At 62.9% G+C, this 14,233-nt stretch carries 14 protein-coding genes and 1 pseudogene; 8 read left to right on the forward strand and 7 right to left on the reverse strand.

What is annotated here, in order from left to right; genetic code table 11:
• Positions 1-61: 61 nt before the first annotated feature.
• On the reverse strand, positions 62-619 hold the full coding sequence (locus SVXhr_RS00435) for a pyruvate kinase alpha/beta domain-containing protein (RefSeq protein ID WP_275738467.1): 558 nt from the start codon (positions 617-619) through the stop codon (positions 62-64).
• A 745-nt stretch (positions 620-1,364) separates the two neighbouring features.
• Between SVXhr_RS00435 and SVXhr_RS00440 the strand changes: the two genes are divergently transcribed.
• Positions 1,365-1,508, forward strand: coding sequence for a rubrerythrin-like domain-containing protein (locus SVXhr_RS00440; RefSeq protein WP_275738469.1), 144 nt, complete (start codon positions 1,365-1,367; stop codon positions 1,506-1,508).
• 492 nt (positions 1,509-2,000) lie between these two features.
• On the forward strand, positions 2,001-2,669 hold the full coding sequence (locus SVXhr_RS00445) for a TrkA family potassium uptake protein (protein WP_275738471.1): 669 nt from the start codon (positions 2,001-2,003) through the stop codon (positions 2,667-2,669).
• A 196-nt stretch (positions 2,670-2,865) separates the two neighbouring features.
• Here the strand turns inward: SVXhr_RS00445 and lrp are convergent, their stop codons facing one another.
• Positions 2,866-3,324 carry an HTH-type transcriptional regulator Lrp gene (lrp, locus tag SVXhr_RS00450; protein ID WP_275738473.1) on the reverse strand — a complete coding sequence of 153 codons (459 nt, stop codon included), beginning with the start codon at positions 3,322-3,324 and terminating at the stop codon, positions 2,866-2,868.
• Between the two features lie 126 nt (positions 3,325-3,450).
• Here lrp and glnA point away from each other — a divergent pair, with 126 nt between their 5' ends.
• Complete coding sequence (glnA, locus tag SVXhr_RS00455) at positions 3,451-4,821, forward strand: type I glutamate--ammonia ligase (RefSeq protein WP_275738475.1); 1,371 nt, start codon at positions 3,451-3,453, stop codon at positions 4,819-4,821.
• Between the two features lie 22 nt (positions 4,822-4,843).
• Here the strand turns inward: glnA and SVXhr_RS00460 are convergent, their stop codons facing one another.
• Both SVXhr_RS00460 and SVXhr_RS00465 read right to left on the reverse strand, forming a co-directional pair.
• Complete coding sequence (locus SVXhr_RS00460) at positions 4,844-5,692, reverse strand: phosphatase PAP2 family protein (protein ID WP_275738477.1); 849 nt, start codon at positions 5,690-5,692, stop codon at positions 4,844-4,846.
• A gap of 2 nt (positions 5,693-5,694) precedes the next feature.
• A complete protein-coding gene (locus SVXhr_RS00465; protein ID WP_275738479.1) occupies positions 5,695-7,032 on the reverse strand; it encodes a YhjD/YihY/BrkB family envelope integrity protein in 1,338 nt (445 codons plus the stop codon).
• Between the two features lie 129 nt (positions 7,033-7,161).
• On the opposite strand from SVXhr_RS00465, the gene SVXhr_RS00470 reads away from it, so the two are divergent.
• The 5 genes and pseudogenes from SVXhr_RS00470 (at position 7,162) to SVXhr_RS00490 (ending at position 10,300) form a co-directional block, all read left to right on the forward strand.
• Entirely contained in the window at positions 7,162-7,539 is a 378-nt protein-coding gene (locus SVXhr_RS00470; protein WP_275738481.1) for a hypothetical protein, read from the forward strand.
• Positions 7,540-7,723: 184 nt separating this feature from the next.
• Positions 7,724-8,119, forward strand: a complete 396-nt coding sequence (locus tag SVXhr_RS00475; RefSeq protein ID WP_275738483.1) for a hypothetical protein — start codon at positions 7,724-7,726, stop codon at positions 8,117-8,119.
• Complete coding sequence (locus tag SVXhr_RS00480; RefSeq protein ID WP_275738485.1) at positions 8,112-9,581, forward strand: molybdopterin-dependent oxidoreductase; 1,470 nt, start codon at positions 8,112-8,114, stop codon at positions 9,579-9,581. Before SVXhr_RS00475 ends, SVXhr_RS00480 begins: the two co-directional genes overlap by 8 nt.
• 72 nt (positions 9,582-9,653) lie before the next feature.
• Positions 9,654-9,914, forward strand: a pseudogene (locus SVXhr_RS00485) (winged helix-turn-helix domain-containing protein); the annotation flags it as partial.
• Positions 9,915-10,000: 86 nt separating this feature from the next.
• Positions 10,001-10,300: a hypothetical protein gene (locus SVXhr_RS00490; RefSeq protein ID WP_015789279.1), complete on the forward strand. Its 300-nt coding sequence runs from the start codon at positions 10,001-10,003 to the stop codon at positions 10,298-10,300.
• A 44-nt stretch (positions 10,301-10,344) separates the two neighbouring features.
• Here the strand turns inward: SVXhr_RS00490 and SVXhr_RS00495 are convergent, their stop codons facing one another.
• From SVXhr_RS00495 to SVXhr_RS00505, 3 genes are all read right to left on the reverse strand, one after another.
• Entirely contained in the window at positions 10,345-11,469 is a 1,125-nt protein-coding gene (locus SVXhr_RS00495; protein ID WP_275738489.1) for a tRNA (guanine(26)-N(2))-dimethyltransferase, read from the reverse strand.
• A gap of 291 nt (positions 11,470-11,760) precedes the next feature.
• Positions 11,761-12,126: a hypothetical protein gene (locus tag SVXhr_RS00500; RefSeq protein ID WP_275738491.1), complete on the reverse strand. Its 366-nt coding sequence runs from the start codon at positions 12,124-12,126 to the stop codon at positions 11,761-11,763.
• Positions 12,127-12,300: 174 nt separating this feature from the next.
• Positions 12,301-13,962, reverse strand: coding sequence for a hypothetical protein (locus tag SVXhr_RS00505; protein ID WP_275738493.1), 1,662 nt, complete (start codon positions 13,960-13,962; stop codon positions 12,301-12,303).
• Positions 13,963-14,233: the final 271 nt, after the last annotated feature.

A 14,233-nucleotide genomic window follows, 5' to 3' on the forward strand; every position in this document is an offset into this window, starting at 1 on the left:
CCGGCGGCGTCAAACGTGTGTCGACTCGCCGGTGGCGCGCCCAGCGATGCTGTCTGGGCCACTACCAGTAGATGAGGTTCTCCGCGTCGCCCGGCTTGGCGATCACGTCGAGGACGCGCGCATCGAAGAGATCCCTCGTGTTGGCCGCCTCGACCAACAAGGCGGTGTCGGCACCGCTGCCGGTCCCGCCGATCGAGAGGACGCGTGAGCCACTGTCGACCAACCCGGCGTCACACGCCATCAGCGGACACTCGACGGCGACTTTCGTGCCCTGGCCGAACAGCCGGAGGACGTCAGCGATGACTTCGTGTGTCGCGTAGCCGTCGCGCTCGGCGATTGCCGAGCCGACGTTACTGAACGCCATCGGTCCCACGAAGACGTCGCCGCCGGCCGCCTCGATCGCCTCTACGTGGTCGGCGTCGAGTTCCTGTTCGTTTGTCTCGTCGAACCCGTAGGAGTGGCCGACGACGACGAGCTCGTCGCCGAAGTACTCGACGGCTGCCGCCCCCGTTTCGCCGGACGTCGAAGCGACACAGACGGCGTCAACGTCGTGATCGTCGGCGTAGGCTGCCGCTCGGTCGAGTAGCGCTCCCGTGTCCATGTCGTCCGTACGGATCATGGTCTACCCGTCTCGCGCCTCCACGGAGTGCGTTTCGGCTTGCCCTAGCGGATCCGATGGTCCGCTTCGAGTGGATCCACTGGAACAGCTACTTCGAGTGCACCCGCGCTGGACGGGCGCGCCTGATTCAGCCGGCGGATTCCCGGAAGCGCGTCGGTACTGGGCGTGTCTGTCCCTGCTGACAATGGCGACGTTAGTATGTGACACGATATCTATAGCCGTTCGACTTGAAGCTGGGGGGTTCCGACCGATCGCGTCGCTGACGGGTGTCAGACGCGTGGCTGACGAGTGCGCACGGCTACGGGCCTCTCGGAGTCGAACGGTTGAGACACATAGTGGCCGACGGTCGGTTCACAATGGGGCGTGGTGATCAACTCCGTCGAGTGATCCGGGCGTTTCCTGCGGGACTTGCCCGGCTAGGGCTGGTCGAGCGTCGGCAGGCAACGGGCACCCTGGACGGGCCGCACCAATCGTATTTATGGGATCCTGCCATAGCAGTTCCCATGAGCACTGCAACGAAGATCGTTCTCGGCACGGTCGCCCTGTCCGCCCTGGCCGCACTCACCCTCGTCGTGAACACCGCGCTGGCGGGCTAGGGTGTCGACCGACTCCAGGGCCGGTGTCCAACGTGCGTGCAGTTTTCGCTGTGGAAACTGGGTTTGTGTGGGTAAACTGCCGAGTTCGTATATATTATTGAATACATATTAGGGATACGCTTAGGGGGGTGAACACCCGGCTTTGGGGCATGGTCCGTTCAGATCCGTACACGCCATCGACGTATCGGCTCGAATGTCGGTCGTGTCTTACCGTCCTGAGTGCTGAAGACCGTCTCAGTCGGTGTCCAGACTGCGGCGGGCGACTCCGAAACCTGGCAATCCCGCGCGAGTGACTACCGATTCGATCTCCCAAAACGGTCGAATCATTCACTCTTCCCCGCAAATACACAATAAATAGCTGGTAAATAGACATAAATAACAGCACACGTGCTGTTATGTCCCGTCGAATTTCGCACCAGCGGAAAGATTTATATTGTGCCGGGTGTGAACAGTTAACACACAGAGGTGAGCCACCTACACACGACCCATCCCACGCCATTGGATAGTGCAGGAAACTTCTGCGCTCACTCCAGTACCCGAGCCTCCTGTGCCCGTGCCCGTTCGCCAATCACCAACAATACTGCCACCTGAACACGAACATCCGAGACCTGTCCCGGTACGCTGGAGCGGGCTGGCGCCGGCCTCGAGTCGGTGTCCCCTATCTCCGGCGTCTTCATCTTTGATCGTCCGTTGAAACACGTCCGACAGCCATCCACTCGTGATAGCGATGTGTGTGGCTTGCAGCGAGGGGAGCGTTTTTAGGTGTGGTGGCACATCACACAGGTATGGACTTCGTCATCGTGGGGTTCGGTCGCGTGGGAATGCGGACAGCCCACGTGTTGATAGAGGAGGGCCATGACGTGACGATCGTCGAGATCGACTCCCAGAAGGCCGAACGAGCGCGCGAGGAAGGCTTCGAGACTGTACTGGGCGATTGCAACGACGAGGACGTCCTGGCGGCGGCCGGGATCGCCACTGCCGACGCCATCGCGGGGTTGACCGGCGATCTCAACGCCAACTTCTCGGCGTGTATGATCGGCAAGCACCACGGCGCGCGGACGGTGTTGCGCATCGACGAGGACTACCGCCAGGAACTCTACGAAAAGTACGCAAGCGACGTCGACGAGGTGATCTACCCCGAACGGCTGGGTGCGGCCGGCGCAAAGACGGCGATGCTCGGCGGTGACTTCAACGTTCTCGCCGATCTGACCGAACACCTCACGGTCGCGTCGATCCGTATTCCCGAGGAATCGCCCGTGATCGGGACGCGCGTGGTCAGGCTTGATCTGCCCGGCGACGCACAGGTGTACGCCCATGGTCGCGACGACGAACCGATGTCGATCCCGCTGCCACGGACGACGATTCAGGCCGGCGACCGGATCGCGATCACGTCCCCGCCCGAGGCCATCGACGATGTCCGTGCCAGCCTTGATGCCGAACAGTCGGCCGCGTGACTATTCACTCGTCGGGTTCGTTCACCGTCCGTCGAAAGATGGGTGCCCGGGCGCGCTGTGGGAGGATGGGAAAGACCAACGTGGCCGTCGATGCGCGCCCAGATAGCCGATTATCGTCTCCGAACTTAAAACCGCGTCAGACGAATGCACGACGGCACGGCTGTTGGAGGGCGAAATCGCCCGTCCCCGCTCGGCGTCACTCCTCGACGTCGAGTCCGAACTGTTCGTGTTCGACAGCGGCGTTGAGCACGACGCTGGTGTTTGATTCGAGGATCTCCGGGTCGGTGAGCAGGCTCTTGATCTGGGCGTTCATGTCGTCGGTGTCGGCGAACTTCCCGACGGCGATGATGTCGTAATCGCCGGTCACTTCGTAGACACTCACCATCTGTTCGTGTTCCTCGAGACTGTCGGTGACCTCCGGCAGCGCACTCCCCTCGACTTTGAGCTGGAGGATCGCCGTGACGTCGTAGCCGATCTTGTCGTAGTCGACTTTGGGCGTATAGCCCTCGATGATCCCCTCCTCTTCGAGCGTCGAGAGGTGATTCGAGACTGTCGTCACCGAGACGTCGAGGTCGTCGGCGAGACTTCGGAGACTTGCACGGCCGTCGTCGAGGAGTTCGTTGATGAGCTTGCGGTCGAGATTTTCGTACGTCATTGGACTGAATCATGTGTCCCACCCATTAGAATTTTACGAACATCCAATTCCTGACCGGGAGCGGAAGATTTGCGCAGATCGGTAGGGCTTTTATACCGGGCGCGTTCCTCCTATGTGACGAGAAAGATGACAAACGAACAGGTCACCGACGGCGGGCTCTCCGCCGAGGCACAGGCGGTACTCGAGGAGATCGACGAACAGAACGTTGACTTCCTGCGGTTGCAGTTTACGGACATTCTCGGGACGGTCAAGAACGTCTCGATCACGGCCGATCAGGCCGAGAAGGCATTCACCGAGGGTATCTATTTCGACGGCTCTTCGATCGACGGGTTCGTCCGGATCCAGGAGTCGGACATGCGTCTCGACCCCGATCCCTCAACGTTCTCGCTGCTCCCATGGCGAACCAGCGAGGACAGTGCCGCGGCGCGGCTCATCTGTGACGTTATCAACACCTCGACCGGCGAACCGTTCGAGGGCGATCCGCGTGGCATTTTGAAGAACGCCATCGATCGCGCCAACGAGATGGGCTACGAGGTCAACATGGCCCCCGAGCCCGAGTTCTTCCTGTTCGAGGAGGACGAGGACGGCTACGCCACCACGAAGACCGGCGACCACGGTGGCTACTTCGACCTCGCGCCGAAGGACCTCGCCAGCGACGTTCGTCGAGACATCATCTTCGGCCTGGAGGACATGGGCTTCGAGATCGAGGCCTCCCACCACGAGGTTGCCCGCGGGCAACACGAGATCAACTTCACCTACGACGACGCCCTGTCGACGGCGGACAACGTCGCCACCTTCCGGTCGGTCGTCCGCGCGATCGCGGCCGAACACGACCTTCACGCTACCTTCATGCCCAAGCCGATCCCGAAGATCAACGGCTCAGGCATGCACACCCACATGTCGCTGTTCACCGAGGACGGCGAGAACGCCTTCCACGACGGCGACGACGAGTTCAACCTCAGCGAGACGGCAAAACAGTATCTCGCGGGCATCCTCGAGCACGCCCCCGCGATCACCGCCGTCACCAACCCGACCGTCAACAGCTACAAACGGCTGGTGCCCGGCTACGAGGCACCGGTCTACGTCGCCTGGTCGGATCGCAACCGCTCGGCGCTGATCCGCAAGCCCGCGGCCCGCGTGCCCGCCGCCAGCCGGATCGAGGCCCGGTTCCCCGATCCGTCGTGTAACCCGTATCTCGGCTTCGCGGCGCTCATCCACGCCGGGCTGGACGGCATCGAGAAGGGACTCGACTGCCCCGATCCCGTCCGGGAGAACATCTACGAGTTCGACGAGGCAAAACGCGAGGAGTACGGCATCGACACGCTGCCGGAGAACCTCGGCGAGGCGGTCGACGCCCTCGAAGACGACGAGGTCATTCTTGACGCGCTTGGCCCCCACACGGGCGAGAAATTCATCCAGGCGAAACAGCAGGAACACATGGAGTACCTCGTCGACGTCTCGGAGTGGGAACTCGATCGCTACCTCGAAACGTTCTGAAGCCACGCGGACCCGATCGCTTTCACTCGCTTTCGATTTTTTGGATCACACGCTGGCCAGCCACGATTGTCGCCCCGCCACCGACGCCAGCGAGTGCCAGCCCCGTCTCGTACGCGCCCGAGCGGACGAACGTAGCCCCGGCCAGCACGACGGCCCCGAGCACCGTCGCCAGAATTGGGACGGTCATCGCCATACGGTCCTGCTCAGCACACTCCCGGCCGATTACCGTCCCGAGTGCGACGCCGGCGATCAGCAGGCTGTCCCCGGTCAACCCGACGACGACGGGACCGGCTACGCCGATCATACCGGCGAGCGCGAACGCGCGCCGGGGTCGTCCGAGTACGTCGAACGTGCTGGCCAGGAGGACAACTCCGACACCGACTCCGGCGAGCACTTCGTGCGGTCGGTGGACGCCCAACGCGACGCGCGAGGCTGCGATCGCGGCGACCAGGCCGCCGGCGAGGACGAGCGCCCGGGTGCGATGCTTCCCCCGATACGCCCACGCCACTCCGAGCCAGCCGACCGTCGCCGCGGTGGCGTGACCGCTCGGGAAGGCGTGGCCGCCCGGGCCGACGATCCAGGTGTAGATCGGGACGACGACGTCGGGTATGCCGGCGACGCCGGGCAGGTCGGCCGCACCCGGCGGGCGCTCCATAGCGAATCCCGTCTTGAGTGCGGACGAGAGTGCGAGGCCGCCGACGATCGCCGTGAACAGCAGCGCTCGACGCTCCGGATCGAGACGGTCGCCGATCCCCGGTGGCCAACCGCTGAACCAGTAGAGTGTGACGCCCAGCCCGGTGATCACCAGCGGGTCACCGAGGAACGTCACCAGCGAGACGCCGAACCAGACCGCCCCGTCGGGTGTTGGCACAGTCAGGAGCGCCAGTCACGGACACGGTCGATCAGCCGGCCCGGTGCGCCCACGATCTTGAACGTCACGCCGACTAGTAGCATTAGCGCGTACAGTCCGAGCGTCGACAGCCAGATCACGAGCATGGCGAGGATGGCCCAGCCACCGCCGAGGAAGTGAAACGCCCCCAGCGTCATCACTGTGCCATAGAGCAATACCAGATAGGGCCCCCAGCCGCGAGCGTGTCCGCGACGAACACGACGCCGGACGTATCGCCGGAGATCACTTTCGACGTGATCGCGGTGAACTGTCCGGTCGTCGATCTCGTCTTCCAGCCGGTCGATCTCTTCACGGAGTTCCTCGATTTCTGCCGCCGTCTCGGCGGTCCGGGCGCTGCCATGCTGGCGCCCCGTCAAACTGTCCGCGTCAGTCTTTCGGCCGTCCGAGCCCGTCGTGGCGTCCGGGGCGTCCGGTCGTTCGGTGTCGTCTCCGTCGTCCGGCCCGTTCCCGGCCGTGCCGTCCGTCCCGGTCATTGTCAGTGGTTGACTTTCCCTGGGAACCCCCTCAAGTTGTAGTTGCCGGTCTCGACTCCCCCCGAGGACCGCGTTGACGACCGCCCCGAGCAGGAGGATCTGTGCGCCGAAGTACAGCCAGGTTACAAATAGCAGGGCGCCCGCGACGACGCCGTAGACTGAGACGGCGGCGTGGGCGGCATAGAGTCCGAACAGCACACTTAGTGCCGTCCATCCGACTGCAGCGGTGAACGCTCCAGGGAGGGCTGTTCGAACAGCAACAGGCGTGTCGGGGAAGACGGCGTACAGCGGCAACAGCGACAGGGTGAGCGCGATGACGAGGACGAGCGTGTCGGGGACGCCCGCAAGCGGGAGTCCGATCCGCGCGAGCAGGACGTGGCTGGCGACGACGGCGAGGACGCCCACCCCGAGCGCGACGAGCGCGACCACCGCATCTCGGAGTTGTCCCGGCAGTCCGTGGTCCTCGACGGTGTCATAGACCGTCGCGAAGGCCTGATCCAGCCCGCGGAAGACCCGAAGCCCACTCCAGAGGAGTCCAACGGTCCCGATCGTGGTCGCTTCGCCACGGCTGCCGGCGCCGGTAATCGCCGCTTCGAGCAGTGCCTGGCCGCTCGGCGAGAGCACGCCGCTGACACTGGCGACAACCTGATCGGCGAGCGCCTCGCCCCCGGCGAGCGAGCCGATGGCCACGACGAGCAACGTGAGCGGAAAGATCGAGACGAACGCATAGTAGGCCGTGCTTGCCGCGACGAAGGACAGTCGCGTCTCCCGGGCCACGCTGACGATGGCGCGTCCCGTCCCGACAGCAGTCCGGTCTGCGGTTGTCATATCCGTCTCTGGGGGTGGCACGGACAAAACCGCTCCCCCGTCAGCGTGGCTGTCGTCGTCAGTGGCCCCTGTCGTGTCGAAGCGTCCGGAACGGAAACTGTTACTTGCGGGCCCCCCGTCGCCCTGGATATGAACCAGCGACTGGCCCGACGCGTCCGACAACTTACCGGTGTGGCCTTTCTCGCCGGCGTCCTGTTGATCGGGCTCGGAGTCGCGGGGCAGTCGGGTTCGATGGCGGTCGGTTTCGGACTCCTGGCGGTCGGCGCGCTCGCGCTGTCCTTTCACCACCACTTTACCGGGCTGTTTGCTCACCCCGCCGCAGATGCGTATCTCGCGTCGGTACCCGCCGCACCCGTCGTCGCGGGCGCGGTCGTCCTCTGGTTTGCGGGCGCGTCGCCGGGTGAACTCCAGACGCTCGGCGGCCTGCTCGGCCTCCTCTCGCTCGTGAATCACCTGCTTCGCCCCGTCTACGGCCTCGGGTACCGACTAATCGCGCGCGTGGTCTGATTTTTCGTTGTCGATTACGCAGACGTGGGAGTCATCAACGCGTATCTTCCCACCTTCAACCAGCTCAGGGCGTACCCAACGCGGAAATTTGCATAGAGTTTGAGCCCATGTTGTAAAGACGTGAATAAAATTCGTATCAATTTTGAAAAATGTATTTTCCGTTCCCTTGTCTGCGACGGTATGTATGCTCGAAACCGACACGACGCGACGACGATTCGTGGGTGCCATCGGCGGCACGATAGCCATCTCCCTTGCTGGTTGCTCGACAGATTCAGATGCAACGGATGACGAAGGGGGCGACGACTCGACGGATGAAGAAACAACATCCGACGAGACGATGGATGACGGGTCGATGGAGAACGAGACGATGGACGATGGGTCGATGGGGAACGAGACGATGGACGATGGGTCGATGGAGAACGAGACGATGGACGACGGATCGATGGAGAACGAGACGATGGACGACGGATCGATGGAGAACGAGACGATGGACGACGGATCGATGGAGAACGAGACGATGGACGACGGATCGATGGAGAACGAGACGATGACGAACGAAACCATGGCGGATGATGGATAAACGCGTTCAGGTTTTCGCGCTCGCCGGTATCAGTGGCGTCGCTGGCTCGTACGCACTCGCGGGATACACACGGCAGTTCATTGCCGCGCCGATCGACGCCGTCGTCGTCCGATCGACACCGGGGCCGATCGTGGCCTGGATGATAACGAACGTCGGCGACGCAGGCCATCTGCTCCATATCGCGCTCTCGATGGGCATCGCTGGCGTGTTGCTCGGGACGACCGCCGTTTTGGGGCAGTTCGTCGGCGCGAAACTGGATCGGTGGTTCCTCGCTCCGGGAGTGGCCGGCGTCCTCGCGTGGGCGCTCACGGTTGCGATCACGACCGAACCGGTACGTAGCCTCGGTGCCGCGCTGCCGGTGGCCCTGTTTACCGTCATTGGATCCGGGTCGCTGTCTACTGCTGACCACGACCCATCTCGGCGTCGCGCGCTCGGTTCGATCCAGAGTGCGATCGGCTTTGTCGTCGTCGCTGGCGGCGCTGGCTGGATCAAAACCAACAGCGATACCGAGACCGCCGACGAGGAGCCAGCCAGTGACCCATCGTCGCCGGTCACTCGCCGGCTCGAAGAAGCAAATACGCAGTCTCTGGATCTGGCAGCCGACAACGTTCCGGGACTCGTCAGCTCAATCGGGGAGTTTTACAACGTCGACATCGCGGAATTTGATCCCGAAATCGCCGATGACGACTGGTCGATGGGACTCACCGGCGAGGTCGAAACCGAGTTCTCGGTCACGTTCGAGGAACTGACCGACAGGCCGACCGAACACCGGTACGTTACCCTCCGCTGTGTCGGTGAGAGTCTCAACGGGCGCAAACTCGACACCGCCGTCTGGACGGGCACCCCGATCAAGCCCCTGCTTGAGGAAGCCGATCCCGAAGGCGACTGTGACTGTGCGATGCTCCGGGCGGAAGACGGCTATTTCGTGCAGTTCCCGGTCGAAGCCCTCGAGGACGCGTTTCTGGCCTGGGAGATGAACGGCCGGCCGCTCCCGAAGTCCCACGGCCATCCGGTGCGCGTGCTCGTGCCGGGCCACTGGGGAGAGACCAACGTCAAGTGGCTCACCGAGATCGAACTCCTCGACGAAGCGATGGACGGCTACTGGGAGCAGCGCGGCTGGCACGGCACTGGCCCCGTCAATACCGTCGCAAAGCTCTGGGACGACACCCGATTGGACGACGGCCGCATCGAGGTGGCCGGGCACGCATACGCAGGAACACGCGGGATCGAGCGCGTCGAAGTCTCGACCGACGGCGGAGCTTCTTGGACCGATGCCACTCTCTCTGCGCCGCTCCCCGGCGAGGATGTCTGGCGGCAGTGGCGTCACGTGTATGAGCCAACGGGCGACCACGAGGTGGTCGTCAGAGCGATCGACGGCGAGGGAGATCGACAGCCCCGTGATCAGTCCGATTCGTTCCCCAGCGGAGCGACGGGCTGGGTGTCGAAAGCGATCAGCGCATGAGGCTCTGTCTCACTATCGCTACCGCCATCGGGAATACTATATCCGATCCACTAAACGCATACACACATCGCGATGGAAAAGGCACTGTGGTACCTCCTGTCGGGAACGCGTGGCGGCGCCAACCGGGCGCGCATCATCAGCCTGCTCGACGAGCGACCACGGAACGCCAACCGACTCGCGGAGGCACTCGACGTCGACTACAACACCGTCCGCCACCACCTCGATATGCTGGTTGATCACGACGTCGTCGAGGCCGGCGGGGAGGATTACGGCGAACTGTACTTCCTCTCTGACCGGTTCGAAGCCAACCGTGACGCCTTCGAACGCATCATCAACCAGGCCGACCTCGCGGTGGCCGGCGCGAAGTCAAGCCGAGACGAGGACCCGACGGACACCGAAACGGAGACACCAAACTAACGATGGCTAGCATGAACACACTGCTGACCGCGGCGAGCGTTCTCTCGGGGCTGAACATCCTGTTGCTGCTGGTCCTGGGGGGCATCTGGGCACAGAACTACCGGGAATTTCGGACGCCGCTCACGCTCGGATTGCTCGGGTTCGCCGCGGTGCTTATCATCGAGAATCTGGTGGCACTGTCGTTTTTCTTCAGCATGGGTATGCTCTACGCGGGCTCGGAATCGGCCCAGCTGGCCGTCCTTGCGATGCGGGGACTGCAGTTCGTCGCCGTGTCATTCCTGACGGTCATCTCTCTCCGGTGACCCGTCGGTCTCGGTTTCGGCAATCGCCATCTTCCCGGCATCCGCTACTCGTCCCCGGCGGTCGCCGCCCGGATCTCGCTCACGTCGGCGGTCGTCTTGAACGTCGTCCCGCCGTAGTGGGTCCGGGACGCCTCGTGACCTGCCTCCCGGAGCGTTTCGAGGAACTCGTCCATCGCCACGGCACTTTCACCCCACCGCTTCGTGAGTCGGTGCTGGTCGTAGTGGGTGGGCACGTCGAGTTCGTCGGCGAGCGTCTCCAGCAGCTCCCGACCTTCCTCGGCGGTTCCCATCCCGTCGTCGATCTGTCCCCGGACGCGCTCGAGGAAGTCCGTTTCGTGAGTCGCGCCGAGCCACAGCGGGCCGGCGGTCTGGAGGTGCTGGCCACACTTCGGACACGCTTCGGGGGGATGGGCGATCAGTCCATTCTCAGCTTCGCGGTAGAGACACTGCTGGCAGTGATGGACGTACCCGAGTTCCCCGATCGCGTCGTCTGCCGCCCGCGCGCCGCGCTCGATATCGAGGTACGTCCGGACGTAGTGGTCGGTGGCGTGGGTGAGCGCGGGGCGGGCGGCGATGTCGTAGCGCGCGGCGGTCCGAACGAGGGACCCCAGCAGGATCCGGGCACCCATCTCCGAGTGGTACTCGGTGTTTCGCGGGACTGCGCTGTAGGAGCGGACGCCGCTCTCGAAGTGGGCCCCACACAGCGGCGCGAGGTCGGTCGCCGTTACCGCGAGCATCCGTCCGGCGCTCTGGAGAGCCGCGTCGACGAACGGGATTGGCGTGCCGAAGGGGTCCAGATCCACGATATCGAATTGGCGTTCGTGCATGACGGCGTTGGCGTCCCGGTGGAGCACTTCGCCGTCGAGGTCGTTACCCGCGAGGTTCTCACGGCAGCGTTCGACCGCATCTTCATCGACGTCACACAGCGTCGCGTCGAAGCCGTTCGCCGCGGCCCGGACGCCGCGGATCCCAGTCGCCGCGGTCGCGTCGAGGTACGTCTCGACCGGGTGGCCGTCCCGCTCTTCGACGCGCTCGCGGACGGCCCGTATCGCGGCCACCGTCAGATCGCGGTTGAGTTCCTGGACGGGATTGAAAAACACTGACTCGCCGACCCCCTCCTCGGCCTGCTCGGGGACCGTGACGGTGACCCGCCCTTCGCGTTCGCGCATACCTCCGCTGGGCCGGCCGTGAGGAAAAGCGCCTCGTTCTCAGCCAGAACGCGTCGGCCACGGCCGAGCCAGTCCATCGACGTGGCGCGACCTGACGTATCGCCAGTCGGGAAAATACGGCCTTGTTGATACTCTTAATAAATGATGGATTCCAGCAGTCGTGCTGAATAAAGGGAGCGTATCTCATACGCCGCTTCGGTCAGAACAAGTCAGTAGAATCGGTCAGGACGGTGAACCATGTACCAACCATCAAGTTGACTGGGCATCTCAAGGCATCCGCAGGTAGCCGGTTCACTCGTTAGCATCGGATTCGTTGGTAGCCACCGATTCGATCGGGAAGAACTGTGTGTCAGGTGCGTTGAGTGGACTGTCCAGGCCGGTGAGCCACGCGGTGAGGTAGACGACACAGGCTGCGATGACAGCAATGGGAAGTTGGAGAGTGAACGCACCGTAAATTAGTGTGACGATGATCGTTGCCCGAGTGAACGTCTTCCGGTTGGGATCGCCGTAGTGGGCGAATATTGCGATGACGAAGGATGCGAGCGCCACGGCCATGCCGAGGAAGAGCTGATGGGAAAACAACACTGAATGCAGGAGCATAGCGATACCGAGCAGGACGAACCCTGCGACAACGTGGACACGTTTCACGGAGAGCATGCAACTGATTTTCTCCACGATATACAAATAATATGTGTTCTCAATCTGGAGAGACTGAACAACGCAACTGCAGTACGAACACCGAACACTTGCTGAACTCCTTCTCTATATTCAGCACGGTGTTTGTATCAGATGTTGAATATTTCAAAAGAGACGAAAATACACAACGGCCGATCAGTACCGGAGATAATCCAGCAGGTAAAGCGCCTGCATTCTCGGCCGCGGGTGCCCGAGCGGTCCCGGAACGCCGGCCGGTCGATCGACGGTGGCCGTTTCGTAGTCAGTATACGTGTTGGTTTCTCGATAGTGGGTCCGGGAAACGATGACGTTCGTTTGGTTGCCTTCTGAGGCTCCCGAATCGAGCGACCGATCGTGTGTCCGAGTGGCTCTGGTGCTGTTGTGCCGGTAGGCAACCCTTTGGAGGCGACCAGTTGCCGTATCGAAGACAACGCGGACGCTCGCATCGTGAACGACGACACTCTCGTGGAGTGATCCGTTCGATCGCAATGCCTCGACCGCTCGCATGCCATCCTGGCCCACGAACCCACGGTCGGCATTCTGAAACGGACCGTCTTCGCCCAGATAACAATCCCGGGCCAGTCTCGGATCCTCGATACCGAGGACGAGAGAACTCTCGTTACGAGAAAGAACGGACAGGTTCTGGCGTTCCTCGACCGGTTGCTCCAAGACGAGCGGGAGTTCCGTTCCGTTGTATGGATTCGGCTTCCAGGTGTCCTCGATGCTCCCGTTCCAACTCGCAGCGTGTCCCCAGAGTTCCCCGAAATGCTCACGGCTGGGTGGTGGTGACGGCTCGTAAATTGGGCCCGAGGATCGGTCCGGATGCTTGGATGTGTACCTCCCAACGTCTGTCCAGTACCATCCTCTGGCCCTGTATCTATCCGGCCAGTTGCTCTCTGTATACTCCGCGTATTCCCGTCGTTGCTGTTCGGCGATAGAGACTCCAAGCGCGCTCGCACTCTCGTTCGATCGATCGAGAACTGTCGATCCGTTTAACGGTTGGAGTCGGCTCACTGTCTCGGTGTGTATCCGCTGTCGCCACTCGTAACTCGTCCATTCGAGGTTCGTGCTGGCGATCGATAGCAGTTCGTCCGTCTCGGAAACCCCCTCGATCGACTGCGTCACGTCCGGCGTCGGATGCACGTCAGTGACTCGAACGACCGCTCCGGCCCCGCTTACGACGAGCACCAGCAGGGCGACGACGACCACCCGTCGACCCGTCACCACTTGAGCGAAGCGGCCGGTCGGTTCCCCCTCGGCTTGCAGTGCTGGTTCGGCCACCGCCGTATGAAACCGCCGCGTCGCGTCAACTCGAAGCGTCTGAGCGACGGCCCCCAGACTGACCGCCAGAACCGCGAAGACGACTGTGCCCGGTTGGCCGAGTGCTGACAGCGTGGGTTGCCCGGCAGGCAGCACCGAGACGGCACCACCCCAGACCGCGATCGGGAGGAGTGCCACGACCGTCGCGAGCAACAACCACTGTCTCGCCCAGTGGCGGATGGTTGCCCGTGGTCGGCGTCGAAACACTCGCATCGACGCCGATAGCGCCCCGATCGGTCCTCGGTCAGAATATATCGACAGCGATGGTGCGGCCTGCAGCGGCGCGCTGGCGACGACCAGCGAAAGGAGCGCGACGCCACCGATCTGCTGGAGGAACTCCGCTGTAATCGGTGGTTGACTCACCGGCCCGCTCGCGTACGTCATCCAGCGGACGAGTGCGTGTCCCGTTCCGACAGTCCCGCCCAGGGTGACGACCAGCCCAATCGCGATGGCGATCGTGGCGAGGGTAGCCAGTCCCGCAGTGAGGTATGATCTCACCAACTCCTGTCCACGCCACAGACGCCAGTCACCCGCAGGACCCTTTCTTTTCCTCTGATCTCGAGAGACACTCACTGCGATGTAATCCGTCAGCGGCAGCAGGATCATCCCGATTCCACTGATAATGTACAATAGAACGACATCACTGGTGAGAACGACCGACAGCATCAGCGTCGCAAGAACCACACCGGTCGGAAGGCCGGCGACGAGTTCCCGGGTGGACACTTCGGCAGCCGACGCATTGGTTTGGCCGTCCTTGGTCATCGATAGT

Source organism: Halorhabdus sp. SVX81 (assembly GCF_029207715.1).
In the GTDB taxonomy this organism is placed as follows: Archaea; Halobacteriota; Halobacteria; order Halobacteriales; family Haloarculaceae; genus Halorhabdus.

Bases quoted from the DNA above. Each gene is read 5' to 3' on its own strand.
- SVXhr_RS00435 (WP_275738467.1), bottom strand. From the start codon at position 619: ATGATCCGTACGGACGACATGGACACGGGAGCGCTACTCGACCGAGCG.
- SVXhr_RS00440 (WP_275738469.1), top strand. From the start codon at position 1,365: ATGGTCCGTTCAGATCCGTACACGCCATCGACGTATCGGCTCGAATGT.
- SVXhr_RS00445 (WP_275738471.1), top strand. From the start codon at position 2,001: ATGGACTTCGTCATCGTGGGGTTCGGTCGCGTGGGAATGCGGACAGCC.
- lrp (WP_275738473.1), bottom strand. From the start codon at position 3,324: ATGACGTACGAAAATCTCGACCGCAAGCTCATCAACGAACTCCTCGAC.
- glnA (WP_275738475.1), top strand. From the start codon at position 3,451: ATGACAAACGAACAGGTCACCGACGGCGGGCTCTCCGCCGAGGCACAG.
- SVXhr_RS00465 (WP_275738479.1), bottom strand. From the start codon at position 7,032: ATGACAACCGCAGACCGGACTGCTGTCGGGACGGGACGCGCCATCGTC.
- SVXhr_RS00470 (WP_275738481.1), top strand. From the start codon at position 7,162: ATGAACCAGCGACTGGCCCGACGCGTCCGACAACTTACCGGTGTGGCC.
- SVXhr_RS00475 (WP_275738483.1), top strand. From the start codon at position 7,724: ATGCTCGAAACCGACACGACGCGACGACGATTCGTGGGTGCCATCGGC.
- SVXhr_RS00480 (WP_275738485.1), top strand. From the start codon at position 8,112: ATGGATAAACGCGTTCAGGTTTTCGCGCTCGCCGGTATCAGTGGCGTC.
- SVXhr_RS00490 (WP_015789279.1), top strand. From the start codon at position 10,001: ATGGCTAGCATGAACACACTGCTGACCGCGGCGAGCGTTCTCTCGGGG.
- SVXhr_RS00495 (WP_275738489.1), bottom strand. From the start codon at position 11,469: ATGCGCGAACGCGAAGGGCGGGTCACCGTCACGGTCCCCGAGCAGGCC.
- SVXhr_RS00500 (WP_275738491.1), bottom strand. From the start codon at position 12,126: ATGCTCTCCGTGAAACGTGTCCACGTTGTCGCAGGGTTCGTCCTGCTC.